A 25476-nucleotide genomic window follows, 5' to 3' on the forward strand; every position below is an offset into this window, starting at 1 on the left:
CCTTTAATAGGGCTTTTTTCTTTATCCTGACCCAAATTTGCCGCTAAAACTGAGAATCTCTGTCTAAAGAATTCCCAAATGCTTTCCAGTCCCGTTTTAGAGTGACTCAGGGGGCTTTTTTTGATATAATAAAAAGGACTATTATCAGTTAGAAAGAGGTTGGTATGAAAGAATTACAAACTGTACTAAAGAATCATTTTGCAATCGAATTTGCAGACAAAAATTTACTGGAAACTGCCTTTACTCATACGAGTTATGCCAATGAGCACCGCCTCTTAAAAATTTCACACAATGAACGCTTGGAATTTTTAGGAGACGCTGTTCTACAGTTATTGATTTCAGAATATCTATATAAAAAATATCCTAAAAAGCCTGAAGGTGACCTATCAAAACTCCGTGCTATGATTGTCCGTGAGGAGAGTTTAGCTGGTTTTGCGCGTGATTGCCAGTTTGACCAGTTTATCAAGTTGGGTAAAGGGGAAGAAAAATCTGGTGGTCGTAATCGTGACACCATTCTTGGTGATGCTTTTGAAGCCTTTCTTGGTGCCCTTCTTTTGGATAAGGATGTGGCCAAGGTCAAGGAATTTATCTATCAAGTCATGATTCCTAAGGTTGAAGCAGGCGAATTTGAGATGATTACAGACTATAAAACCCATCTCCAAGAGTTACTTCAGGTCAATGGTGATGTGGCTATTCGTTATCAGGTGATTTCTGAAACAGGGCCTGCTCACGATAAGGTCTTTGATGTAGAAGTTCTTGTTGAAGGTAAGAGCATCGGTCAAGGCCAAGGTCGTTCTAAGAAATTAGCAGAGCAGGAAGCTGCCAAAAATGCCGTTGAGAAGGGGCTGGATTCATGTATTTAAAGGAAATCGAAATTCAGGGGTTCAAGTCTTTTGCTGATAAGACCAAGGTCGTTTTTGACCAAGGTGTGACGGCAGTTGTTGGACCCAATGGATCTGGAAAGTCCAATATTACAGAAAGTCTGCGTTGGGCCTTGGGGGAGTCAAGTGTCAAGAGTCTCCGTGGGGGCAAGATGCCGGATGTCATCTTTGCTGGGACCGAAAGTCGCAAACCGCTCAATTATGCTTCTGTAGTTGTGACTCTGGATAATCATGACGGATTTATCAAGGATGCAGGCCAAGAAATCAGGGTAGAACGTCATATCTATCGTAGTGGAGATAGCGAATACAAGATTGACGGCAAGAAAGTCCGTCTGCGTGATATTCATGATCTTTTCTTGGATACTGGATTGGGACGAGATTCCTTCTCTATCATTTCCCAAGGGAAGGTTGAGGAAATTTTCAACTCCAAGCCTGAAGAACGCAGAGCTATTTTTGAAGAGGCTGCTGGAGTTTTGAAATACAAAACTCGTAGAAAAGAGACTGAGAGCAAATTGCAACAAACTCAGGATAATCTAGACCGCTTAGAGGACATTATCTATGAGTTGGATAATCAAATCAAGCCTCTTGAGAAGCAAGCAGAAAATGCTCGTAAGTTTTTAGATTTGGAAGGTCAACGCAAGGCTATTTACTTGGATGTCCTTGTTGCTCAAATCAAGGAAAATAAGTCTGAACTAGAGTCGACAGAAGAAGAGTTGGTACAGGTTCAGGAACTCTTGACAAGCTATTACCAAAAGCGTGAAAAATTAGAAGAAGAAAATCAAACTCTTAAAAAGCAACGCCAAGATTTACAGGCTGAAATGGCTAAAGACCAAGGCAGTTTGATGGATTTGACCAGTCTGATTAGTGATTTAGAGAGAAAATTAGCCCTATCGAAATTAGAATCTGAGCAAGTAGCCCTCAATCAACAGGAAGCACAAGCTCGTTTGGCTGCTTTGGAGGATAAGAGAAATTTACTCAGCCAAGAAAAATCTGATAAAGAAAGCTCTTTAGCTCTGTTAGAGGAAAATCTAGTCCAAAATAATCAAAAACTCAATCGTTTAGAAGCTGAATTGCTAGCTTTTTCAGATGATCCTGATCAAATGATTGAGCTCTTACGCGAACGCTTTGTAGCTCTTTTACAAGAAGAAGCGGATGTCTCAAACCAACTGACCCGCATCGAGAATGAGTTGGAAAATAGTCGTCAGCTTTCTCAAAAACAAGCAGATCAATTACAAAAACTCAAAGAACAGCTGGCTACAGCTAAAGAGAAGGCTAGTCAGCAAAAGGCGGAGCTTGAAACTGCTAAGGAGCAGGTTCAAAAATTATTGGCTGACTATCAAGCTATTGCCAAGGAGCAAGAGGAGCAGAAATCTTCCTATCAAGCTCAACAAAGTCAACTATTTGACCGTCTGGATAATCTCAAAAACAAGCAGGCCAGAGCTCAAAGTTTGGAAAATATCCTTAGAAATCACAGTAACTTTTATGCAGGTGTTAAGACTGTTCTCCAAGAAAAAGTCCGCCTTGGTGGTATTATTGGTGCTGTTAGTGAGCACCTGACCTTTGATGTGCATTATCAAACTGCCTTGGAAATTGCGCTTGGAGCAAGCAGTCAGCACATCATTGTAGAAGATGAGAACGCGGCGACTAAGGCGATTGATTTCCTCAAACGAAACAGAGCAGGTCGTGCAACCTTCCTTCCTTTGACAACGATCAAGGCGCGTACGATTTCTAGTCAGAACCAAGGTGCTATCGCTGCAAGTCTGGGATTTCTGGGCATGGCAGATGAGTTGGTGACATTCGATACTAGACTGGAAGCTATTTTCAAGAATTTGCTAGCTACGACGGCTATCTTTGATACCGTAGAACATGCGCGTGCAGCAGCGCGCCAGGTTCGTTATCAGGTGCGCATGGTGACACTAGATGGGACAGAGCTTCGTACAGGTGGTTCCTATGCGGGTGGTGCCAATCGCCAAAATAACAGTATTTTTATCAAGCCAGAACTGGAGCAATTACAAAAAGAAATTGTTGAAGAAGAAGCAAGTTTGCGTTCAGAAGAAGCGACTTTGAAGTCCTTGCAAGATGAGATGGCTAGATTGACCGAATCATTAGAAGCCATCAAATCTCAAGGGGAGCAGACTCGTATTCAGGAGCAAGGCTTGTCCCTCGCCTATCAGCAAATCAGTCAGCAAGTTGAAGAGTTAGAAACTCTTTGGAAACTCCAAGAAGAGGAATTAGATCGTCTTTCTGACGGAGATTGGCAAGCAGATAAGGAAAAATGCCAAGAGCGCCTTGCTACAATCGCCAGTGATAAGCAAAATCTGGAAGCTGAGATTGAAGAAATTAAGTCTAATAAAAACGCCATCCAAGAACGCTATCAAAACTTGCAGGAAGAGCTAGCGCAAGCTCGCCTGCTTAAGACAGAACTGCAAGGGCAAAAACGTTATGAAGTGGCTGATATTGACCGTCTAGGCAAGGAATTGGATAATCTGAATATCGAACAAGAGGAAATCCAGCGCCTTCTTCAAGAAAAGGTTGATAATCTGGAGAAGGTTGATACAGAATTGCTCAGTCAACAGGCCGAAGAAGCCAAAATGCAGAAAACAAACCTCCAACAAGGTTTGATTCGTAAGCAGTTTGAATTAGATGATATTGAAGGTCAACTGGATGATATTGCTAGTCATTTGGATCAGGCTCGCCAGCAGAATGAGGAATGGATTCGCAAGCAAACACGTGCTGAAGCCGAAAAAGAAAAGGTCAGCGAGCGTTTGCGTCATCTACAAAGCCAATTAACAGACCAGTACCAGATTAGCTATACAGAAGCTATCGAAAAGGCACATGAGTTGGAAAATCTCAATCTGACAGAGCAAGAGGTTAAGGATTTAGAGAAGGCTATTCGCTCGCTGGGTCCTGTCAACTTGGAAGCTATTGACCAGTATGAAGAAGTTCACAATCGTCTGGATTTCCTCAATAGCCAGCGAGATGACATTTTGTCAGCGAAAAATCTGCTTCTTGAGACTATCACAGAGATGAATGATGAGGTTAAGGAACGCTTTAAATCAACCTTTGAGGCTATTCGTGAGTCCTTTAAAGTGACCTTCAAGCAGATGTTTGGCGGAGGTCAGGCTGACCTGATTTTGACTGAAGGAGACTTGCTGACAGCTGGGGTTGAGATTTCAGTCCAACCACCAGGAAAGAAAATCCAGTCGCTTAATCTCATGAGTGGTGGGGAAAAAGCCTTATCAGCTCTTGCCTTGCTCTTCTCCATTATCCGTGTCAAGACCATTCCATTTGTTATCTTGGATGAGGTGGAAGCTGCGCTGGACGAAGCTAATGTTAAACGCTTTGGAGATTACCTCAATCGATTTGACAAGGATAGCCAGTTTATAGTTGTGACCCACCGTAAGGGAACCATGGCAGCGGCTGATTCTATCTATGGAGTGACCATGCAAGAATCAGGTGTCTCAAAAATTGTTTCGGTTAAGTTAAAAGATTTAGAAAGTATTGAAGGATGACAATTAAACTAGTAGCAACAGAAATCGGAATAAGTAAATTGATACAATAGCATATAAAGAAAGCCTTGAAATTTAGCTGATTTCAGGGCTTTTTAACTGTCTATTGCTATTAGGGTAAAATCATTAGAGATGTTGTGAGTTTATGGAGACACCCTTGATTTGTAAAATGTTAAATAGTAGAGAATCATTTCATCTATTCTTTGTTTACCAGTTTATCGAAATGGCTAGTATAGTGTAATTTTAACTTGTCTTCTCCTAAAATATCAAGCACTTGTATGGCATGTTTCATTTTTTCAATTCCGCTATCTGAATGACGCTTAAATTCAAAGTAACCAGTTGCATAGAGAAAAACTGTCTGTTCATAAAAGTTTAATTCATTATCTAATAATGCTTTTATTTCGGTGATTAGATAAGTACAGTTTGAAAATTCTTCCTTATCTACGCTCAGAATTAGACAATTGATGGCCAATTGAGTGACAATTCGCTTATTTGTTTTATTCAATGAAGAGTAGATGTAATTGTTCATCATTTCCTTTGTTAATAGGAAGTAGGAGTTGTAGTTTATTGTTCGTACACAGTTACCTAATAAAGTGATTTCATAGTAACCCCATTTTTCAACTTTAAAGAGATAATCTGTCAATTGAAGTAATTCTTTATTTGATGGAATAATGCTGGAATCCATTGTATGTAGAATGGATTTTATCATTGTTTTCTCGAAAGAATTTAAAGTGTAATGTGATGAGTCAGAAAGTAGAGCAGCTATATTTTTGATGTTATATGATGAATATTGCTTACGAATATATTGAACCAAATTAGCGAATAATTCAGCATTAGTATAATCTTCATTATGTAAAACAAGAAACTCATCTAAAGTAATGTGTAATTTGTCTAAAATATTGATAAGTCGAATACAAGATATCTCTGATTCCCCACGTTCGAATCTAGATATTTGAGATTTTGAAAGATGTTCATCTGCTACAGAGCATAGACTAATTTGTTTTCCTTTACGAACTTTTCTAAGTGTGATGCCAAGTTTTGATTTCATAATTTCCCATTTTCCCAACAAAAATTAAATCCGTTTTTATTTATTGTACAATAAATAAAAACGGAAAGGAAGTCTAATTATGAAAAAAATTTCGAAAATTTTGCCGATTGTAATTTTGGTGATGGATATTATCATAATTGTTGGTGGGTAAAATGCTTAGGTGTACACCTAAGTCTTTAGAGTATCTAAAGACTTAAGATTTTATAGATACATAGTATAAAATACGGTATTTATAATTTGGGAGGCTTTAATTGAAAAAACAGAATTTATTTAAAATATCAAATAATGTACAAGAGTATTCGAATGCTTTTAATACTATGGGTTTAAATTTTCAAGGAGAAATTCCTATTTTTGTTGACCACAAAAGAGAAGATTTACTTCATAATATCAAGCGAATTAACAATGAATATTCCGAATGCTATAAAACAACGCCAATTTACCAATGCGATGCAGGGATCACTCTATCTTCTGATTTAGAGTTTTATAAAAACTGTAGGTTATTTTGTAAGAAGTGGGTGACCTCTTTAAATGAGATGATAAACATAGAAAATCTGGTAGTAATAGGACTATATAAAGATTTTTCACAATATAAAATTTTGACTATATTAGAATATTGTAAGAAAAATAATATTGAACTGTACATACTGACAGGAAGAGATCTATCTTCATTGTCTTGGATGATAGGAAAGCAGTTTTACTCAAAAAGTGAAAAAGAAGTACGAAAAGCAGTCTTTTCGCATAAAAAGTTAAATGAATTTAGTGAAACAAAAAACAAATGGGATATTTTTGATATAAAAAGGCTTGAAAATGAAAATATAAAAAATCTTTTGGAAGAAAAATCTTGGTCAGAATTAGTTTTTCATGGACATGGAAAAGAAGATCATCTAAATTTAGCTGATTTCACTTTGCATGGTTTTAATAAATTAATTCCTCAACAAGAAAAATTTGCTCCTTCTTGGGGCCATCAAGGGCAATCTTTTTTTAAGGATGAGAGTAAAGCAATACGTATTAGCTCTATAAATGTTGAAACATTATTTTTATTATCTTGTAGTAATTTTCCGTTTAATGATTGTAGATTGTATGATTCTAGATTCAACTTAACATTAGATGCTATCGATGGAATAGCAAGAAATATTGTTGCTTCTATTGCTGTTCAATCGATTGATAATCCAGAGATATATGAAATTTTTTCAGATTCAAATTTGACAAATATTGGAACCAAACTTCATAATAAATTAAATGATGTACAGCCGTTTGTTTCAATTGTTAATATTGGACTCCCAAATACTAGAAAAGTAGATCAATCACTTGAAAATATAAATGGGATTGTCCGATTAACCCAAAGTAGCAAAATGATTTTATCGCGACTTGCTTCATATGTTTCGTCTGGGTTATTAAGTAGTGAACATGAGGTAAAAAAGTTATCTAATAATGTTTTAGCAGATTACATGCAAATGACACGCAGAGGTACCTATGGAGTGACAGAAGAAAAATATTTAAATTTTGAACAAAATTTAATAAATAGAGTAAATCCTATTTCTAAAAAGATAGCTGAAATAATGATTCAGAACCAAAATGACGAGCTTTTCGAATTTGATCGATATAATATTTTTAGGTCTATAATTGATGAAAGTAGTATTTTCAAAAAAATATGTTGTTGTGGAAGTTCGGGTGTTGGTTGCAACTATATTCCAGAAACTAACAATTTATTCAATATTAATTCTTTCTATTGTTATAGGTGCGGTGATAAAAATACTTCAATGACAGGCATGCCAGAAGTAGATTTTATGTGTGATAATTATGATAGAGAAAGATTAAGAATAAAATATAAGATTGTTATTACTCCACAACATAGAGGAGATGTTTACTTAGGAGTACAGCTACCAATATATGTAGAAAAGTCATCAAATACCTCACCAGAGTTGAAAAGAATACGTTTTAAAAATATTGGAACTAAAGTAGTTGAAGGAGAGATCTGTTTTAACGAGGATACTTTACTTCAAAGCTATTATCTTAAGCTATTTATTATTCAGAATGGGGGAATAGCTATTAGTAGATGTTTCTTCAATTTAATAAATAATTGTGAGGGAAAGTTTGAAAAAATATAAATGTAATATATTTATTATTTACTCTAATTTTGAGTAATTGAAACACGAGGAGTATTCCTTCACCAAATTTGAGAAAGGCCTATTTCTTTTTATAAACAAGTCGCTTATCTAATAATAAATTTACTAATTATAATCTTAAGAAATCGTAAAGCAATACAAGATATCAGATATTTATCTGTAAATCTATTAATTAGCATTCTAGTCTTATCTTCATTATAAAATCAGTATTTTGAGATGTACAAGACAAGCTTCCTAGTTTTCTCTTTGATTTTTTTAGTATTATGGTCACAGTTGGTTGTACCTAATAGGATGAACTACAGTTATAATGATGGATTTTTTCAAATGTATTGGCTGAAGCACTCACTTAATCGCCTCGTCGCGATTTGTAATAGTGATATGTTTTCACGTTTTATATTATAGTTTTAAACAAAGAGCACAATACTTTTTAACTCAGTGTTGTGCATTGAATGAAACGAAAGAAAGGAATGAATAACAATGGATATTTTTTTAGGTACACCAATCACAGGAATAATTAATCCGAACTTGAAAAGTCCGTTAGAAACTGCGACAAAGTCCAGAATTAAGGGGATTATTTCTGATTTGAGATCGTATGGTCATAATGTGTTTTGTGCTCTAGAGGAAGAAGAATTTGGCAAAAAGATTGCAGATTCTTTAGAATGTACCCTTAGAGATTATTCGCTACTGAAACAAAGTAATGTATATATTACTTTTCCAAATAATAGTTATGGATGTGCTGTGGAACTTGGTTGGGCTTCAGCGCACTCTATTCCTATTGTCTTAGGAATTAACAAAAGAATCGGTTCAAAAACACCATTGTATGAAGGTTTACACACAACAGGTACTCAGGTTCATGTTATTTATTATGATTCTGAAGATGAGTTTCCAGATAAACTTGAATGGTTAAAAATATTAAAGTACATAGAAAAGCATATATTTATTAGGTGATTGTTATGAGAATTTTGACAGTAACTACAAATTTTGGTTTTGGTCCGTCTTCCAAATTATATTCTATTATCAAAGAGCTATTGAAGATGGGATATAAAGAGATTACATTTTGCGGAAATGGAGAATCTATAAATTTTTTTAAGACCAACTTTGGTAATAGATTAGAATACATCGAGTGTGATACTGATGAAATTAGGTCTGAAAGCTTTTTGAAAATAGTAGATATTAAGAATTATGAACTCTTAATTAATGTTATGAATCTGAATATTCCTAAAATTCAACGAGATACAAATTTAAATGTAAAAAGTGTATTTGTTGATAGTCTAAGTTGGATGTGGGAAAAACCCCTAGATGGGATTAACGAATATGATATTTATTTTGTTCAAAATGCTTTTATTGATCCCAATAATTTATCGCAGTATAAGAATATCCAAACAATAAATCCTATTATTAATACGGAAGGAATAACAAAAACAAAAGATTTCAAAAACAATAAAATTCTATTAAATTTCGCTGGTATAGTTACTCCATATGAAAATGATGTATTTTTCAAAAAGTACATGTTATTTTATCTAAAACTTTTTTCAAAAATACCTAATATTGATAAATATGAGATTGATTGTGCTTGTAACATGACGCAGAAAAAATGGATTGAATCAAACAACCGTTTTGACTACAATGTTACATTTAAAGTAATGTCCCATAAAGAGTTTCTATCAGCGTCATGTGAAGCAAGTAGGATATTTACAACACCTGGTTTGACATTTTATTTAGAGAGTTTAGAATTAGGCTTAAAACCACATTATTTTTTGCCTTCAAATTATTCTCAGGCATTATTGCTTGAAAAATATAATCAAATCTCTGGGAATTGTAATACCTTATCTAAGTATGGATATTTATTTTCAACAGATGAGTTACTTGAAGAAAGTGAAGGTGTGACTAAAGTAAGAGAAGCATTTTCTAATATTAGTACAAGATATAAAGAAGAAATCTTCGACAATATAATATCATATATTAATGAAGGTTCGGTGTATGAATCAAAAAATGAAATTCAATATAAGGAAGAGAGCGGTATTCGTTCAATTATTAGAATTATGCTTGAAAAAGGACTATTGAAAGGAAGATAATACATGCCTGTGATTGAAGATATTGATTTTTCCAATTTACTAGTGAAAAAAATGTATAAAAAAGATTTAAATCAGATAATTTCATTAAATGACTTAAATTATGATGCTAGTTTTAGGGATAATTTAATAGTTTTTGATGAAACAAGTAATTTTTCTCCAAATAACAGTCTTGTTGTTGGGGGGGCTTGTATTGATCGCTGTGATGCAAAAATTGATAATCTGGCTATCAATTTTTACTTTGATATACTGATGCCTATTAATGAGGCCATCATGAAAAATTTAAATTGTGCAATATATGTGGATACACCTATTGAATCATGTAAAGATGATTGTGAAAAAGAAAGATGGCAACAATTTGTTAAACGCTTAGAAATATTTTTTGAACAGCTAGGAAAACGTGTAGGCATTGAAATAAAAATAATTCGAAGAGATTTATCTTATAAAATGATTGATAAGATATTAAAAAAACATAACTTTAGTGATGATGAATTAAAAGGTTTGTATGATTTAGTGCCTAGTGCAAAGAATATTGTATTTGGACCAGAACTATTACTTCATTTTCGTAGATCAATCATTTCGTATTTACCAGAATTCATTTCAGAATATTTTGAAGAAAATTTTGAAGAAATTATAGTTTGTGAAGAGTTAAGTCAGTGTAAAGCAATTGGCAAAGCCTGGAGAATCAGTAATAACATATATCCTAAAATATATATAGATATGCCATCTCTTAGTTGTAGAAATCGCATGCATAGGAGTAATAATGGGAAAATAGGTATTTTTGAATCAGCATCTTTGAATAAAACTAGAAAATCTGATCCATTGTTTCATGAATTTATGAATAGAATAGAATTGGAAGCTATTTTTAAATCTTTTGATGTTGATAATTTTTGGTTAGTAAAAGATGAATTAGAAGGAATGTGGTATGAGAAGCAATAAAATTTCATCAGAGTTAAAATATTATCTATATATCATTTTTACAAATTTACGATTTACTAGAATAGTAAATATTATCTTTATTGTTCAGTTTTTGGGATTATCTTTAGTACAATTTGCATTTTTTCAATCTATTTTTCTATTTTCACAATTAGTTTCAGAGATTCCCTCCGGAATTTTAGGAGATAGGTTTAGTAAGAAGAAAATCGTTCTATTGGGACTAGTTCTGTTATCAATTACTCCATTATTAACTCTTTCATCAATCTTGCTAATGAAGGACTATGTTTACTATGTTATACTAGGTGCATTTGTTTTAGAAGGAGTAGGAAATGCTTTTTTAAGTGGAGCTGATGATGCCTTGTTTTTTGAATCTCTAAGAAGTGAAGGCAAGGAGGAGAGTTATGGGAAAATACGAGGAAAGTTACAATTAATCAGCGCTCTGACTTTGGGGATTGCTACATTTATAGGAGGTGGTTTATATAGCATTACAAGATGTTTACCATATTTTATACAATCTTTTACACTTATAGGTTCAATGATAATCATCATATCTATTCCAGATAATCAGAAACACTCTATAGAAGATCTTAATCAAAATGGTGTTCCGAAATTTAAAGAATTATTTTCAGTTTTTCATAGGTTGCTAAAATCTACTAAAATTCTTTTCATGTTCGCTTTTACTACGGTTATTGTCTCAGCAATTAACGTAGTATTTGCTTTATTACCAGATTATTTTTCTAAAATAGGATTTTCTACATCTATTAATGGAGCTATGTTTATGATTTATAGTATCATTGGTGGCATAGTAGCAACTCAAGCTTATAAAATATCAAAAATAAGAGTTTCTAAATTAATTATGCTGCTATCATTGATACTAATGATTTCCATTATTTTTCAAATTTTGCCTTTCAATGCCACATTTATATTTAGTTTTCTACTGTTGTACATTATCATAGATATTCTTGATCCTATTATCATGGAGATGTTACATCTTTGGGTTGATGACAATTCAAGAGCAACAGTTATATCAGGACTATCCTTTTCAATTAGTCTTGTTACAATGTTGGTAAATCCGATAATTGGTGTAGGAATTCAAATATTTAATATGAGAATAACTATCTTATTGATTTCTTGTTTTATGATTGTAATGATATTAATCTCGTATATGTTAATAGAAAAAACTAAAAGGAGTAAAAAACATGAAAACAGAGAATAAGGCTTATTTAGGTGATTCCAGAGCTATGGAAGATGTAGAAAATGATTCTGTTGATTTAATAATCACTTCTCCACCATATTTTAATTTAGTTGATTATCAACACGATGATCAGATTGGGTTAACAGAAACATATAAAGGCTATATTCAGAGTCTAAATAGTGTTTGGGAAAGATGTAGTAAAATATTAAAAGAAACAGGAACAATTTGCATCAATATTTGCAGTTCTGTAGAAATTAGCAGAAAAAATCAAAATATGTATTACGATATCAAACATGAAATTGAAAAATTCTTTGCGGAGCATAATTTCTATATTGAAGGGACAATAATATGGAATTTGAATAATACTTCATATATCAAAAATCAAGTTGAAAAATATCCTTCAAGTTATTCGAATAATGAGTCTTTGATTCTAAATAACTATGAATACATATTGATTTTTAAGAAAAAGTCAGAATTTATAGTGTGGGATAGAAACATTGAGGGCACTAAATTTATTGACTGCATTTGGAATATACCTTGGGATTATTCTACAAGACCACCAGCTTTTCCAGAACAAATTGTCAATCAACTTATTGATATTTATTCTCTGGAAGGTGATGTTGTGTTGGATCCGTTTATGGGGCAAGCGACTACATCTTTGTGTGCTTTTAAGAAAAATAGAAAGTTCATTACCTATGAATTAAATCCAACCACTTATAAATTAGGTTTAAAAAAACTAAATCAAGTGGGTGCGCTGAATGTAAACAGATAAGAAAGTAGTAGAAGGTCTATTATGAAAATAACTACAGTTGGTATGGGGTACGTCGGTTTGACTTTATCTGTCCTGTTATCTCAGGAACATGACGTGGTTGGATTAGACATTAATTTACAGAAAGTCGAACAGCTTAATAATAAAATTTGTCCATTTATCGACTATGAGTTGGAGAGATATTTTTTAAATAAAGATTTGAAATTCGAAGCTTGTATTTATGATGAGAAGTACTTTGAAAAAGTTGATTGTATCATAATAGCAATACCAACAGACTTTGATGAAAATAAAGGAGTATTAGATACTGAGGGTATAGAATCAGTTATAGCTGATTGCCTAAGTATTAATCCTGTTGCATATATAGTTATAAAATCTACAGTGCCAATCGGATTTACGAATTATTTGAATACAAAATTTCACACAGATCGGATCATTTTTTCTCCAGAGTTTTTGCGTGAAGGAAAAGCATTATTAGATAACTTATTTCCATCTAGAATTATTTTGGGAGGGAGAGCTGAATATTGTCAAAGATTTGGAAGATTATTATCGGAGTTCTCGTTAAATGAAGTTGCCCCGATTCTACTGACAAATTCAGCTGAAGCTGAAGCAATTAAGTTATTTTCAAATTCATACCTTGCAATGAGAATTGCGTTCTTCAATGAAATTGATAGTTTTTCCATTATGAAAGGGTTAAATACTAAAAATATCATTGAAGGAATTTGTTCTGAAGAAAGAATCGGAGAATTTTACAATAATCCTAGTTTTGGTTATGGAGGATACTGTTTACCTAAAGATACAAAACATATGTTAAGTGAATGTGAAGGCCTTCCAACTGTTTTGTTAGATTCTATTGTATTAAGTAACCAAAAAAGATCAGAGTTTATAGCAATACAAATAACAAAAAATAATATATACAATGTAGGCATTTATCGTTTGCTAGCTAAAAAAGATTCTGATAATATTCGTGATTCGTCAACTGAAAATGTGATTAAACAATTAACGAAATATAATGTAAATATTATTATTTATGAACCGTTTTTGTCTTCAAAAGAGATTTTTGATGCTAAAGTTGTAACGAATCTGGAAGAATTTAAAAAAACATCGGATGTTATTATTTCAAATAGAATTTCAGATGAATTGTCTGATGTATTAGAAAAAGTTTATACAAGAGATATATTTAATAGGGATTAAATAATAATATTTTACTTTTGAGAAGTTGCGATAACATAATATTTGAGAAAATCAAAGTATATTACGATTTATAGCGAAATGAAATAAAAATTGAACAAATTTATTGGGGAAGTTAAACCAATTTCTAACAATGTTTTAGAAACAACGGTGTACTATTTCAATGTCAATATACTATGTTATAACATGTTTTTTATAAGATAAGTAACTATAGAAGAAAAGTTTCTATAACAACCTCTTCCTCATCCGAAAGAAACCTCTTATTGGGTCTTAAAAAGTGATAGCCAGCAGACCTATTATTAGACTTTTTTGTCAGGGAAAGATGAGCAACAAGGTATCACGCTTTACCATCATGATCAGCGACGGAGTGGTTTAGTAGTGCAGGAATCTCAGGGAGCTTATTCTGCTTATGCGATAGCAGTCCAAGGTTTAGGAGCAAAGCGATGCTAAGCTTGGTAAACTGCGAGATGCTCGTCCGCTTATCGTCAACTGGAAGAAGCTGCACTTGTTGGTTGTTGGGCACATGTGAGAAAGGAGTTTTTTGAAGCGACGCCCAAGCAAGTGGGGAAATCATCGTTAGGTGCTAAAGGCTTAGCTTATTGATGGGATACATTGTCGATTGATGAACGACTACAGAAACGTCAAGAAAAGCTCCAACCCTGAATGGAAGACTTCTTTGTTTGGTGCCGGATCCAGTCAGTTTTACAGGGTTCAGAACTAGGGAAGGCTATTGAATACAGGCTCAATTCTGAAGAAACCTTTAAGACAATTTTGAAAGACGAGCATCTCTTCCTTGTTATTGGACGATAAACAAGTGGAACTTACTCTGACTTGGAATTCCACTTGTTTTTTCGATTTTTATCAGATTAATTTCAACTTTTATTGGCGGTGGAAGTTAGTTTGGGAATTTAGAAAAAATCCAGTTATACTAAAGGGTTAAGTAATATTGGATAAAAATTAAGTGATAAAGTCGGGAGTTTATCAAGCGTCTAATCTCAAATGGATTAGGCGCTATTTGCTTTTTCTATGGTATAATAGAAGGTGGATTTATTAATTGGAGTATGAAGAATTTATGATTAAATTAGTAGCAACGGATATGGACGGAACCTTCCTAGATGGGAATGGACGCTTTGATATGGATCGCCTCAAGTCTCTTTTGGCTTCCTACAAGGAAAAAGGGATTTACTTTGCGGTGGCTTCGGGGCGCGGATTTCTATCCTTAGAAAAATTATTTGCTGATGTTCGTGATGACATTATTTTCATCGCGGAAAATGGCAGTTTGGTCGAATATCAAGGTCAGGACTTGTATGAAGCGACCATGTCTCGTGAGTTCTATCTATCAACTTTTGAAAAGCTGAAAACGTCACCTTATGTAGATATTAATAAATTGCTCTTGACGGGGAAAAAAGGCTCTTATGTGCTAGATACGGTTGATGAGACCTATTTAAAAGTGAGTCAGCACTATAATGAAAATATTCAAAAAGTAGCGAGTCTAGAAGATATTACAGATGACATTTTCAAATTTACAACCAACTTCACAGAAGAAACGCTAGAAGCTGGGGAAGCTTGGGTTAATGAACATGTTCCTGGTGTTAAGGCCATGACAACTGGCTTTGAATCCATTGATATTGTTCTGGACTATGTCGATAAGGGTGTGGCTATTGTTGAATTAGCTAAAAAACTTGGTATCACAATGGATCAGGTTATGGCTTTTGGAGACAATCTAAATGACTTGCATATGATGCAGGTTGTGGGACATCCTGTAGCTCCTGAAAATGCACGACCAGAAATTTTAGAATTAGCAGAGACTGTGATTGGTCACCATAAGGACCAGTCGGTTATAGCTTATATGGAGGGCTTATAATGGCAGATATAAAATTGATTGCATTGGACTTGGACGGGACCTTGTTGACTACTGATAAAAGGCTGACGGATCGTACCAAGGCAACTTTGAAAGCTGCGCGTGATCGTGGTATTAAGGTTGTATTGACAACTGGTCGTCCCTTAAAAGCCATGGATTTCTTTCTCCATGAGCTAGGGACTGACGGCCAAGAAGATGAGTATACGATTACTTTTAATGGTGGTTTGGTTCAGAAAAATACAGGAGAAATCCTTGATAAAACAGTCTTTTCATATGATGATGTGGCACGCTTGTATGAGGAAACAGAGAAATTATCACTGCCTCTTGATGCTATCTCAGAAGGAACTGTTTATCAAATCCAATCCGACCAAGAAAGTCTTTATGCCAAATTTAATCCAGCTTTGACTTTTGTTCCAGTGGACTTTGAAGACTTGTCTAGTCAAATGACCTACAATAAATGCGTGACTGCCTTTGCTCAAGAACCCTTGGATGCAGCCATTCAAAAGATTTCTCCAGAATTGTTTGACCAATATGAAATCTTTAAATCACGTGAAATGTTGCTAGAATGGTCACCAAAGAATGTTCATAAAGCAACAGGTTTGGCAAAACTAATCAGCCATCTAGGAATCGACCAAAGCCAAGTTATGGCCTGTGGTGATGAAGCCAATGACCTTTCTATGATTGAATGGGCAGGGCTTGGTGTTGCCATGCAAAACGCTGTTCCTGAAGTCAAGGCAGTCGCAAATGTAGTGACGCCAATGACCAACGATGAAGAGGCTGTCGCCTGGGCTATCGAAGAATATGTGCTAAAGGAGAACTAAGATATGGGATTATTTGACCGTCTATTCGGAAAAAAAGAAGAACCTAAAATCGAAGAAGTTGTAAAAGAAGCTCTGGAAAATCTTGATTTGTCTGAAGATGTTGAGCATGCCTTAACAGAAGCTGAGGAAATTTCTCAGGAAGAAGCAGAGGTTGAAAGTTCTGAAGAAGCTGTGTTTGAAGAAGAGAAAATCCAAGACACAGTTGAAGAAAGTCTGGATTTAGAGCCAGTTGTAGAAGTTTCTCAAAAAGAAGTCGCAGAATTTCCACACTCAGAAGAAGAGAATACTGAGTTTCTAGAGACTGTAGAAGAAAATAATTCTGAAATTCTTGAAGCACAAACGCCTCAAGCAGAAGAAACTGTTCAGGAAAAATATGACCGCAGTCTTAAGAAAACTCGTACAGGCTTCGGAGCTCGCTTGAACGCCTTCTTTGCTAATTTCCGCTCTGTTGACGAAGAATTTTTCGAGGAACTGGAAGAACTGCTGATCATGAGTGACGTTGGTGTACAGGTCGCTTCTAACTTAACAGATGAGTTACGCTACGAAGCCAAGCTTGAAAACGCCAAGAAACCTGATGCACTGCGCCGTGTCATCATTGAGAAATTGGTTGAGCTTTATGAAAAGGATGGTAGCTACGATGAAAGCATCCACTTCCAAGATGGCTTGACAGTCATGCTCTTTGTTGGTGTGAATGGTGTTGGGAAAACAACTTCTATCGGGAAACTAGCCCACCGCTACAAACAAGCAGGTAAGAAAGTCATGTTGGTTGCGGCAGACACCTTCCGTGCAGGGGCGGTAGCCCAGCTTGCTGAATGGGGCCGTCGTGTGGACGTTCCAGTTGTGACTGGATCTGAAAAAGCTGATCCAGCCAGTGTGGTCTTTGATGGCATGGAACGTGCCGTGGCTGAAGGTATCGATATTCTCATGATCGATACTGCTGGTCGTTTGCAAAACAAGGACAACCTCATGGCTGAGTTGGAAAAGATTGGTCGTATTATCAAACGTATTGTGCCAGAAGCTCCTCATGAAACCTTCTTGGCACTTGATGCATCAACAGGTCAAAATGCCTTGGTACAGGCCAAAGAATTTTCAAAAATCACTCCTTTAACAGGAATTGTCTTGACTAAGATTGATGGAACTGCTCGAGGTGGTGTTGTTCTAGCCATCCGTGAAGAACTCAATATTCCTGTAAAATTGATTGGTTTTGGTGAAAAAATCGATGATATTGGAGAGTTTAACTCAGAAAACTTTATGAAAGGTCTCTTGGAAGGCTTAATCTAATCAGAAGCAAAAATCCTGCAAGGCATAAACTTGCAGGAAATTTTTTTATTCTAAACGATCATCTTGACGATAGGCGATATCTGGTTGCCAAGTCCATTTGGCACCGAATTTTTCAAGTAAGTCAAAGCTTGCTTGAGGTCCCATGCTTCCAGCTTTATAGTCATGAAGTGGGGCACCATTTTCAGCCCAGAGCTCTTCGATACGGTCAATCAATTTCCATGACGCACCAACTTCATCCCAGTGGCTAAAGTTAGTTGAGTTGTTATTTAGGACATCATAAATCAATTTCTCGTATGGTTCTGGAGAAGCACCAGTTGCGGTCGCATCTGTACGGTAATCCAGTGAGTTAGGAGCCAAGTTAAATTCTTCTCCTACTTGCTTCCCATTTAGACTGAGAGAGAAGCCTTCTGTGGGTTGGATATAGATGGTCAAAATGTTTGGAGCAAGTGGTTCTCCAAAGATAGAGTCCATTTGTTTAAAGACGATGTTGACATGAGTGCCTTTTTCAGTCAGACGTTTACCAGTACGGAAGAAGAAAGGAACACCACGGAATCGATCGCTGTCTACAAAGAAAGCACCAGATGCAAAGGTTTCAGTTGTTGATTCTGGATTCACATTTGGCTCGCTACGATAAGAGATGTATTTCATGCCATCAATCTTACCAGAACGGTATTGACCACGGATAAAGTGTTCTTTAAGCTCTTCATCCGTTGGATGATAGAGGTTTTTAAAGACCTTAATCTTCTCAGCACGAATCTCGTCTTTTGTGAAGCTGGCTGGTTTGTCCATAGCAAGGAGCGAAAGAAGTTGTAGAGTGTGGTTCTGTACCATGTCGCGGAGGGCACCAGATTCATCATAATAGCCACCACGTTCTTCTACACCCAAGCGCTCCGCAAAGGTAATTTGAACATTATCGATAAAATCCTTGTTCCAAACGTTTTCAAAAATCAGGTTGGCAAAGCGAACTGCAAAGATACTTTGAATCATTTCCTTACCAAGATAATGGTCGATACGGAAAATTTGTTCTTCGTCAAATGTTGCTAGGAGCTCGTCATTCAACTTGCTTGCAGTTGCGTAATCTGTACCAAATGGTTTTTCAACGATTAAGCGTTCAAAACCTTTACCATCTACGATATTTTCAGACTTGAGGTGTTTGGCAATAGTTCCAAAGAACTGAGGTGCCATAGATAAGAAGAAGAGCTTGTTGTGTTCAGCTTGGTACTTGTCATTTAGTTCAGCCTGCAATTGACGCAAAGCAATGTAGTGTTCTGTATCGTTGACATCATGACTTTGATAGTAGAAGTGGCTAGCGAACTCTTGAGCCTGTTCGGTACTATCTGCCAAATCAAGGATAGATTCGACTACAACAGATTCAAAATATTCCTTGCTCCAAGGACGACGGGCAGTTCCAATGACGGCAAAATGTTTGGAAAGATTGCCGGATTTATATAGTCTAAATAGGGAAGGGTAGAGCTTGCGTTTAGCCAGGTCTCCACTCGCACCGAAAATTGTAACAATAACCTTAGATGACATCTAGCTACCTAATTTCTATTTTTATTCCTAGTCTTGCTAGGTATGAGGAAACCTCATTTCATAAACTTAATTCTAACATAATTTTCCGAAAAATCAAAAATTCCAATACGAGATAGAAAAAAACTGCAAGGAAGTCCTTACAGTTTGAGTTTAAACGTTTAAAACCTTATCTAAAAATTCTTTCAGACGTGGGTGTTGTGGGTTGTCAAAGATTTGATCAGGTGTCCCATCTTCAAGGAACTCGCCATCTGCAGTAAAGATAACGCGGTTGGCAACCTGACGGGCAAATCCCATCTCGTGGGTTACAATGATCATGGTCATGCCTTGCTCCGCTAATTCCTTCATAACGTTTAGTACGTCTCCGACCATCTCAGGGTCAAGGGCAGAAGTTGGTTCATCAAAGAGCATGATGTCTGGATTCATTGCTAGACCACGAGCGATGGCTACACGTTGTTTTTGACCACCTGATAGGCTATCTGGACATGCCTTAGCCTTATCTGCTAGCCCAACCTTGTCAAGCAACTCCATTCCCAATTTCTCAGCTTCTTCCTTAGTCATCAACTTGTGCTCAATAGGAGCAAAGGTGATGTTGTCCAATACAGACATGTGTGGGAAGAGATTGAAGTGTTGGAACACCATTCCGATATTTTCACGGACGTGGTCAACGTTGGTTGTTTTTTCAGTTAAGTCATAACCGTTCACAGTGATGTGACCACTAGTTACTTCTTCTAGAAGATTGAGGCTACGAAGGAAGGTCGATTTACCAGAACCTGAAGGACCGATGATACAAACAACATCTCCTTCATAGAACTTAGTCGTAATTCCTTTTAAAACCTCATTTTTTCCGTAGCTTTTGTGTAAATCATTTACATCAATTTTTAATTTTGCCATTAACGAATCCTCTTTTCTAAGCGTTTCGCTAGTTTAGTCAAAAGCGTGATAATTACAAGATAGAAGATAGCAAGGATTGCATACATCTTGAAACTTTGGTAGTTACGGGCAATGATAATCTTACCAGTTTGGAAGAGTTCAACCAAACCGATAGCAGATACGATAGTTGTATCTTTCAGAGCGATAACGAATTGGTTAACAAAGTTTGGCAACATCAATTTAGTTGCTTGTGGCAAGATAATCTTACGCATGGTTTTTCCATAAGAGATACCCAAGCTTCGGCTGGCTTCCATTTGGCCAACTGGAACGGCCTGAATACCACCACGAACGATTTCAGCGATATAAGCGGCTGCATTGAGCGATAGGGCAATGGTTCCAGCTACAAAGTCGTTAATTGGACTTTGTTGGCCTGTGATAGACTCGAGGAAGTTTGGAATTCCCCAGAAGATGAAGGCTGCAAGAATCATCAATGGAATACCACGGATAACGTCAACGAAAATCTCAGAAATCACACGAAGAGATTTGTAGGGGCTAACGCTAAACATACCGAAGATAATCCCGATAACAATAGCAATAGCAAATGAGATAAGAGCTAGAGCAAGAGTGATACCAAGCCCGCTAAGGAGTTGTTTGTAGTTGTTTTGAAGCAAGCCCCAGATAGTTGTTTCATCAACAGTGCTTGTTGAAGCGGTTGAAGACTCACTAGCTAGGTATTTATCAAGAATCTTTTGGAATTCTCCGTTTGCTTTAAGGTTTGCAAGTCCGTTATTGAACATTTCAATCAATTCTGGATTTGTGCCTTTTTTAACGGCAAAGGCTGTTTCACCGATTGGAGTTCCAGCGATTGGTGTTTTCAATTTTTGTCCTTGGCTGATAGAATATTTGAGAACAGGCTCATCATCCATAACGGCATCAATGGCACCAGTGTTTAAACTGTCATACATTGACGAACCATCAGCGAAGGTTTTGATTTTGTAGCCGTATTTGCTTTGATTTTCTGTTAGGAAGGTTTGAGAAGCAGTTCCGTTTTTAACACCGACTGTCTTCCCTTTCAAATCTTCATAAGAAGCAATGGTACTTGATTCTTTGACACCAAGGATAGTATTGGCAGTGTAGTATGATTCTGAGAAGTCAAAAGTTGCCTTACGAGCATCTGTAACAGACATACCAGCAATGATACCATCAGCTTGTCCAGCTTGAACAGCACTGATAGCAGCATCAAAACCAGGGTTGGTGATTTCAATTTCAAAACCTTGGTCTTTAGCGATTGCCTTAATCAATTCCATATCAATACCAGTGTATTGGTTGCTTGAATTTTGGAAAACAAAAGGTGCAAAAGAAGAATCGCTGGCAATAATGTATTTAGCCTTAACAGGAATAGCTTTTAAGCCCGCTAGAGTAGTTGTAGTTGGCACTGCTGAAGATGATGAAGCAGTCCATTTCTTGATGATTTTATCAAGACTACCATCTTTTTTCATTTCAGCCAAGGCTTGGTTAAATTCAGTGACTAAGTGCTCGTATTTGCTACCTTTTTTAACACCGAAAGCAAAGCTACCTACAGCTTCACCATCCATTTCAATATGGAGGTCTTGACCTTGGTTAATGGCATATTCGATAACAGGTTTGTCATCCATCATGGCATCGATGGCACCAGCACTCAAGCTGTTGTTCATCAAATCACTAGTGTCAAATGTTTTAATAGTAAAACCGTATTTATCCTTGATACTTTCAAGGAAACGTTGAGCGGCTGTTCCGTTTTTAACACCAACAGTTTTTCCTTTTAATTGGTCATATTTACTAATCTTGTGTGACTTAGTAGTTGCAATGACAACTTTTGTATCATAGTAAGTATCAGACATGGTGAAAACTTTTTCACGTTCTTTCGTCTTTGTCATCCCTGCCATGATAGCATCAGCTTGACCAGCTTGAACCGCATTGACCGCTGCGTCAAATCCAGGATAGGACATCTGAATGTTCCATCCTTTAATCTCAGCGACTTTGTTAATAATGTCAACATCAATTCCTTTATAAGTTTGATCTGAATCTTTAAACTCAAAAGGCGCATAGGCGGTATCAGAAACAATCTTAATCGTCTCAGCTTTTGCAATACCTAATGAGAAAATTGGGAATAAAATTAGCAAAAATGCTAGAAATTTTTTCTTCATTTTTAGTCTCCTTTTCCGAATATTTTCCCATTATATCAGAAAAAGTAAAAAAAGGCAAATTTTTATATTTCTGTGTTAGAAAATATAACATCCATAATTCTTGTTTTGTCTTGAATCACACAACAGAAGTGCTATAATAAAGGTATATCATATAGTAAAAGAGGATAAAGTTATGAAAGACAAAAGAATCTTAAAAGACTTTGAAACTTCTAAAATGAGTTTAAACATTTACACAAGCCCCTTGTTAGCTCTATTTTTCGTCTATATATCTGAGTTCATATCTTCTCTATTTTTTGGCCTTAGTTTTTTAGCATTGATCGGGCTATTTAGCAATCTTGGTATGGGTGGTCAAAGAATTGCAGATTTCCTTCAAATGTTATTTCAGAATTTATCTGATAAAACAAGTGACATCCATTTAATATTTGAATTATTGTCCTTTGGTTTTATCATCTTAACTGTGTTTAGATGGACTAGAAAAGTAGAGAAAAGACCGATTCGAACCTTGGGATTCTATAAAGAAAATTTTTTAAGTGCCTTATTTAAAGGATACGGTCTTGGTCTATCCCTCTTTATACTTGCTTTGGCTGGACTAGTAGCCTTGGGGCAGTATCAATTTGACTCCATTCACTTGGATACTTATTCGCTAGCTTTTACTTTATTTACAATACCTTTTTGGATTTTACAAGGAACGGCAGAAGAATTGGTTACTCGTGCTTGGCTGATTCCACAATTGGCTAAGAGAACTAATCTTAAAGTCGCTATTATCATATCTAGTAGTCTCTTTACCTTACTTCATTTAGGAAATCCAGGCATAACTTTCTTATCTGCAATTGATCTCTTTTTATTCGGAGTTGCCATGTCCCTATATCTTCTTAAAACAGATACTATATGGGGTATAGGTGGTATTCATGGAGCCTGGAATTTCGCACAGGGAAACCTCTTTGGAGTATTAGTTAGTGGTCAGTCTTCAGGAACATCAATCATGAAATTTACTCCACAAGGCAATCAAGACTGGCTATCTGGTGGGTCTTTTGGTATTGAGGGTTCCATCGTGTCCAGTATTATTTTGTTTCTGCTGATTCTTTATCTCGCTTATCAATTAAAGAAAGAAAATGAAAGGATGTGACTTCGGTCCGTCCTTTTCTTCGTGAAAATGCTACAAGTATGCTAAAATAGGAATAGCACATGGAGAGAGGATTCTTATGATTAACCGCATTACAGATAATCAATTTAAACTAGTATCAAAATATCAACCATCAGGAGATCAACCCCAAGCTATCGAGCAGTTGGTTGATAATATCGAGGGTGGAGAAAAAGCTCAGATTCTGATGGGGGCGACCGGAACAGGGAAGACCTATACCATGAGTCAGGTCATTTCCAAAGTCAATAAACCAACTCTGGTCATTGCCCACAATAAAACTCTGGCAGGACAGCTCTATGGGGAGTTTAAAGAATTTTTCCCTGAAAATGCAGTTGAGTACTTCGTATCCTACTATGATTATTACCAGCCAGAGGCCTATGTCCCTTCTAGCGATACCTATATTGAGAAGGATAGTTCTGTCAATGACGAGATTGACAAGCTTCGCCACTCCGCTACTTCGGCCCTTTTGGAGCGTAATGATGTTATTGTCGTGGCCTCAGTCTCTTGTATCTATGGTTTGGGTTCGCCCAAGGAATACGCTGACAGTGTCGTTAGTCTCCGTCCTGGTCTAGAGATTTCTCGTGATAAACTCTTGAATGACTTAGTTGACATCCAGTTTGAGCGAAACGATATTGATTTCCAACGGGGAAGATTTCGTGTGCGTGGGGATGTGGTAGAGATTTTCCCAGCCTCTCGTGATGAGCACGCTTTTCGAGTAGAATTTTTTGGAGACGAAATTGACCGTATTCGTGAGGTTGAGGCTCTGACAGGACAGGTCTTAGGAGAAGTGGATCATTTGGCGATTTTTCCAGCGACACACTTTGTGACCAATGACGACCACATGGAAGTTGCCATTGCAAAGATTCAAGCAGAATTAGAAGAGCAACTAGCTGTCTTTGAGAAGAAAGGCAAACTGCTTGAAGCCCAGCGCTTGAAACAACGGACAGAGTACGATATCGAAATGCTACGTGAGATGGGCTATACCAACGGGGTTGAGAACTATTCACGTCACATGGATGGACGTAGTGAAGGAGAGCCTCCTTATACCCTTCTCGACTTTTTCCCAGATGATTTCTTAATCATGATTGACGAGAGCCACATGACCATGGGGCAAATCAAGGGCATGTACAATGGAGACCGTTCTCGTAAGGAAATGCTGGTTAATTATGGTTTCCGTTTACCGTCTGCTCTGGACAATCGTCCTCTCCGTCGTGAAGAGTTTGAAAGCCATGTCCATCAGATTGTCTACGTTTCAGCGACACCAGGTGATTATGAAAATGAACAAACTGAGACAGTGATTGAGCAAATTATTCGTCCGACAGGGCTATTGGATCCAGAGGTGGAAGTCCGTCCGACTATGGGACAGATTGATGACCTCTTAGGTGAAATCAATGCCCGTGTTGAAAAGAATGAACGAACCTTTATCACCACCTTGACCAAGAAAATGGCAGAGGACTTGACCGACTACTTTAAGGAAATGGGAATCAAGGTCAAGTACATGCACTCGGATATCAAGACTTTAGAGCGGACGGAGATTATCCGTGACCTGCGCTTGGGTGTCTTTGATGTCTTGGTCGGAATCAACCTCCTTCGTGAAGGGATTGACGTTCCCGAGGTAAGCTTGGTTGCTATTCTCGATGCTGACAAGGAAGGTTTCCTTCGTAACGAACGTGGACTCATCCAGACCATTGGTCGTGCTGCCCGTAACAGTGAAGGGCATGTCATCATGTATGCGGACACGGTTACCCAGTCTATGCAACGTGCTATCGATGAAACTGCCCGTCGTCGCAAAATCCAGATGGCTTATAATGAAGAACACGGTATTGTGCCTCAGACAATCAAGAAAGAAATCCGTGACCTGATTGCTGTGACCAAGGCAGTTGCTAAGGAAGAGGACAAGGAAGTCGACATCAATAGCCTCAACAAACAAGAGTGCAAAGAACTAGTCAAAAAGCTTGAGAAACAAATGCAAGAAGCAGTTGAAGTGCTTGACTTTGAACTAGCAGCTCAGATTCGTGATATGATGCTGGAAGTCAAGGCCTTGGATTAGGGGAATAGT

The 25476-nt window shown here is 36.5% G+C and carries 20 protein-coding genes; 16 read left to right on the forward strand and 4 right to left on the reverse strand.

What is annotated here, in order from left to right; translation table 11 throughout:
- Window positions 1-164 precede the first annotated feature (164 nt).
- Complete coding sequence (gene rnc, locus HT729_RS04920) at window positions 165-863, forward strand: ribonuclease III (RefSeq protein ID WP_000661487.1); 699 nt, start codon at window positions 165-167, stop codon at window positions 861-863.
- Window positions 854-4393, forward strand: a complete 3540-nt coding sequence (smc, locus tag HT729_RS04925) for a chromosome segregation protein SMC (RefSeq protein ID WP_023933069.1) — start codon at window positions 854-856, stop codon at window positions 4391-4393. The genes rnc and smc overlap by 10 nt, the downstream gene beginning before the upstream one ends.
- A gap of 193 nt (window positions 4394-4586) precedes the next feature.
- Here smc and HT729_RS04930 read toward each other — a convergent pair whose 3' ends face one another.
- The gene (locus tag HT729_RS04930; protein ID WP_172931744.1) at window positions 4587-5438 is read right to left on the reverse strand and encodes an Rgg/GadR/MutR family transcriptional regulator; all 852 of its coding nucleotides are present in this window, start codon (window positions 5436-5438) and stop codon (window positions 4587-4589) included.
- Between the two features lie 79 nt (window positions 5439-5517).
- On the opposite strand from HT729_RS04930, the gene HT729_RS04935 reads away from it, so the two are divergent.
- The 12 genes from HT729_RS04935 (at window position 5518) to ftsY (ending at window position 17687) form a co-directional block, all read left to right on the forward strand.
- Window positions 5518-5589 carry an SHP2/SHP3 family peptide pheromone gene (locus HT729_RS04935; RefSeq protein WP_142246351.1) on the forward strand — a complete coding sequence of 24 codons (72 nt, stop codon included), beginning with the start codon at window positions 5518-5520 and terminating at the stop codon, window positions 5587-5589.
- A 100-nt stretch (window positions 5590-5689) separates the two neighbouring features.
- Window positions 5690-7546, forward strand: coding sequence for a hypothetical protein (locus HT729_RS04940; protein ID WP_172931745.1), 1857 nt, complete (start codon window positions 5690-5692; stop codon window positions 7544-7546).
- A 495-nt stretch (window positions 7547-8041) separates the two neighbouring features.
- Complete coding sequence (locus HT729_RS04945) at window positions 8042-8512, forward strand: hypothetical protein (RefSeq protein ID WP_138704664.1); 471 nt, start codon at window positions 8042-8044, stop codon at window positions 8510-8512.
- A 5-nt stretch (window positions 8513-8517) separates the two neighbouring features.
- Complete coding sequence (locus HT729_RS04950; protein WP_001221832.1) at window positions 8518-9639, forward strand: hypothetical protein; 1122 nt, start codon at window positions 8518-8520, stop codon at window positions 9637-9639.
- A 3-nt stretch (window positions 9640-9642) separates the two neighbouring features.
- A complete protein-coding gene (locus HT729_RS04955) occupies window positions 9643-10575 on the forward strand; it encodes a hypothetical protein (protein WP_172931746.1) in 933 nt (310 codons plus the stop codon).
- A complete protein-coding gene (locus HT729_RS04960) occupies window positions 10562-11788 on the forward strand; it encodes an MFS transporter (protein ID WP_001257305.1) in 1227 nt (408 codons plus the stop codon). Before HT729_RS04955 ends, HT729_RS04960 begins: the two co-directional genes overlap by 14 nt.
- Complete coding sequence (locus HT729_RS04965; RefSeq protein ID WP_000846118.1) at window positions 11772-12539, forward strand: site-specific DNA-methyltransferase; 768 nt, start codon at window positions 11772-11774, stop codon at window positions 12537-12539. The genes HT729_RS04960 and HT729_RS04965 overlap by 17 nt, the downstream gene beginning before the upstream one ends.
- Before the next feature lie 21 nt (window positions 12540-12560).
- Complete coding sequence (locus tag HT729_RS04970; RefSeq protein WP_172931747.1) at window positions 12561-13727, forward strand: nucleotide sugar dehydrogenase; 1167 nt, start codon at window positions 12561-12563, stop codon at window positions 13725-13727.
- 306 nt (window positions 13728-14033) lie between these two features.
- The gene (locus HT729_RS12380; RefSeq protein ID WP_212750423.1) at window positions 14034-14174 is read left to right on the forward strand and encodes a hypothetical protein; all 141 of its coding nucleotides are present in this window, start codon (window positions 14034-14036) and stop codon (window positions 14172-14174) included.
- 622 nt (window positions 14175-14796) lie between these two features.
- Complete coding sequence (locus tag HT729_RS04985; RefSeq protein WP_031243444.1) at window positions 14797-15588, forward strand: HAD family hydrolase; 792 nt, start codon at window positions 14797-14799, stop codon at window positions 15586-15588.
- Entirely contained in the window at window positions 15588-16406 is an 819-nt protein-coding gene (locus HT729_RS04990) for a Cof-type HAD-IIB family hydrolase (protein ID WP_000763444.1), read from the forward strand. The genes HT729_RS04985 and HT729_RS04990 overlap by 1 nt, the downstream gene beginning before the upstream one ends.
- A 3-nt stretch (window positions 16407-16409) precedes the next feature.
- On the forward strand, window positions 16410-17687 hold the full coding sequence (gene ftsY, locus HT729_RS04995; protein WP_050261510.1) for a signal recognition particle-docking protein FtsY: 1278 nt from the start codon (window positions 16410-16412) through the stop codon (window positions 17685-17687).
- A gap of 45 nt (window positions 17688-17732) precedes the next feature.
- On the opposite strand, the gene zwf is transcribed toward ftsY, so the two are convergent.
- The 3 genes from zwf to HT729_RS05010 form a co-directional block, all read right to left on the reverse strand.
- Complete coding sequence (gene zwf, locus HT729_RS05000) at window positions 17733-19220, reverse strand: glucose-6-phosphate dehydrogenase (protein ID WP_172931748.1); 1488 nt, start codon at window positions 19218-19220, stop codon at window positions 17733-17735.
- A gap of 150 nt (window positions 19221-19370) precedes the next feature.
- Entirely contained in the window at window positions 19371-20111 is a 741-nt protein-coding gene (locus HT729_RS05005; protein ID WP_050251490.1) for an amino acid ABC transporter ATP-binding protein, read from the reverse strand.
- Window positions 20111-22276, reverse strand: a complete 2166-nt coding sequence (locus HT729_RS05010; protein ID WP_172931749.1) for an ABC transporter substrate-binding protein/permease — start codon at window positions 22274-22276, stop codon at window positions 20111-20113. Before HT729_RS05010 ends, HT729_RS05005 begins: the two co-directional genes overlap by 1 nt.
- Before the next feature lie 172 nt (window positions 22277-22448).
- On the opposite strand from HT729_RS05010, the gene HT729_RS05015 reads away from it, so the two are divergent.
- Together HT729_RS05015 and uvrB are read left to right on the forward strand one after the other, a co-directional pair.
- Window positions 22449-23402 (forward strand): CPBP family intramembrane glutamic endopeptidase, encoded by a 954-nt coding sequence (locus HT729_RS05015; protein ID WP_023940195.1) that lies wholly within the window; start codon window positions 22449-22451, stop codon window positions 23400-23402.
- 76 nt (window positions 23403-23478) lie between these two features.
- A complete protein-coding gene (uvrB, locus tag HT729_RS05020) occupies window positions 23479-25467 on the forward strand; it encodes an excinuclease ABC subunit UvrB (protein WP_172931750.1) in 1989 nt (662 codons plus the stop codon).
- The last annotated feature ends 9 nt before the right edge of the window (window positions 25468-25476 follow it).

It is taken from the genome of Streptococcus sp. 79 (assembly GCF_013277425.1).
In the GTDB taxonomy this organism is placed as follows: Bacteria; Bacillota; Bacilli; order Lactobacillales; family Streptococcaceae; genus Streptococcus; species Streptococcus pseudopneumoniae.

Bases quoted from the DNA above. Each gene is read 5' to 3' on its own strand.
- rnc (WP_000661487.1), top strand. From the start codon at position 165: ATGAAAGAATTACAAACTGTACTAAAGAATCATTTTGCAATCGAATTT.
- smc (WP_023933069.1), top strand. From the start codon at position 854: ATGTATTTAAAGGAAATCGAAATTCAGGGGTTCAAGTCTTTTGCTGAT.
- HT729_RS04930 (WP_172931744.1), bottom strand. From the start codon at position 5,438: ATGAAATCAAAACTTGGCATCACACTTAGAAAAGTTCGTAAAGGAAAA.
- HT729_RS04945 (WP_138704664.1), top strand. From the start codon at position 8,042: ATGGATATTTTTTTAGGTACACCAATCACAGGAATAATTAATCCGAAC.
- HT729_RS04950 (WP_001221832.1), top strand. From the start codon at position 8,518: ATGAGAATTTTGACAGTAACTACAAATTTTGGTTTTGGTCCGTCTTCC.
- HT729_RS04955 (WP_172931746.1), top strand. From the start codon at position 9,643: ATGCCTGTGATTGAAGATATTGATTTTTCCAATTTACTAGTGAAAAAA.
- HT729_RS04960 (WP_001257305.1), top strand. From the start codon at position 10,562: ATGAGAAGCAATAAAATTTCATCAGAGTTAAAATATTATCTATATATC.
- HT729_RS04965 (WP_000846118.1), top strand. From the start codon at position 11,772: ATGAAAACAGAGAATAAGGCTTATTTAGGTGATTCCAGAGCTATGGAA.
- HT729_RS04970 (WP_172931747.1), top strand. From the start codon at position 12,561: ATGAAAATAACTACAGTTGGTATGGGGTACGTCGGTTTGACTTTATCT.
- HT729_RS04985 (WP_031243444.1), top strand. From the start codon at position 14,797: ATGATTAAATTAGTAGCAACGGATATGGACGGAACCTTCCTAGATGGG.
- HT729_RS04990 (WP_000763444.1), top strand. From the start codon at position 15,588: ATGGCAGATATAAAATTGATTGCATTGGACTTGGACGGGACCTTGTTG.
- ftsY (WP_050261510.1), top strand. From the start codon at position 16,410: ATGGGATTATTTGACCGTCTATTCGGAAAAAAAGAAGAACCTAAAATC.
- zwf (WP_172931748.1), bottom strand. From the start codon at position 19,220: ATGTCATCTAAGGTTATTGTTACAATTTTCGGTGCGAGTGGAGACCTG.
- HT729_RS05005 (WP_050251490.1), bottom strand. From the start codon at position 20,111: ATGGCAAAATTAAAAATTGATGTAAATGATTTACACAAAAGCTACGGA.
- HT729_RS05010 (WP_172931749.1), bottom strand. From the start codon at position 22,276: ATGAAGAAAAAATTTCTAGCATTTTTGCTAATTTTATTCCCAATTTTC.
- HT729_RS05015 (WP_023940195.1), top strand. From the start codon at position 22,449: ATGAAAGACAAAAGAATCTTAAAAGACTTTGAAACTTCTAAAATGAGT.
- uvrB (WP_172931750.1), top strand. From the start codon at position 23,479: ATGATTAACCGCATTACAGATAATCAATTTAAACTAGTATCAAAATAT.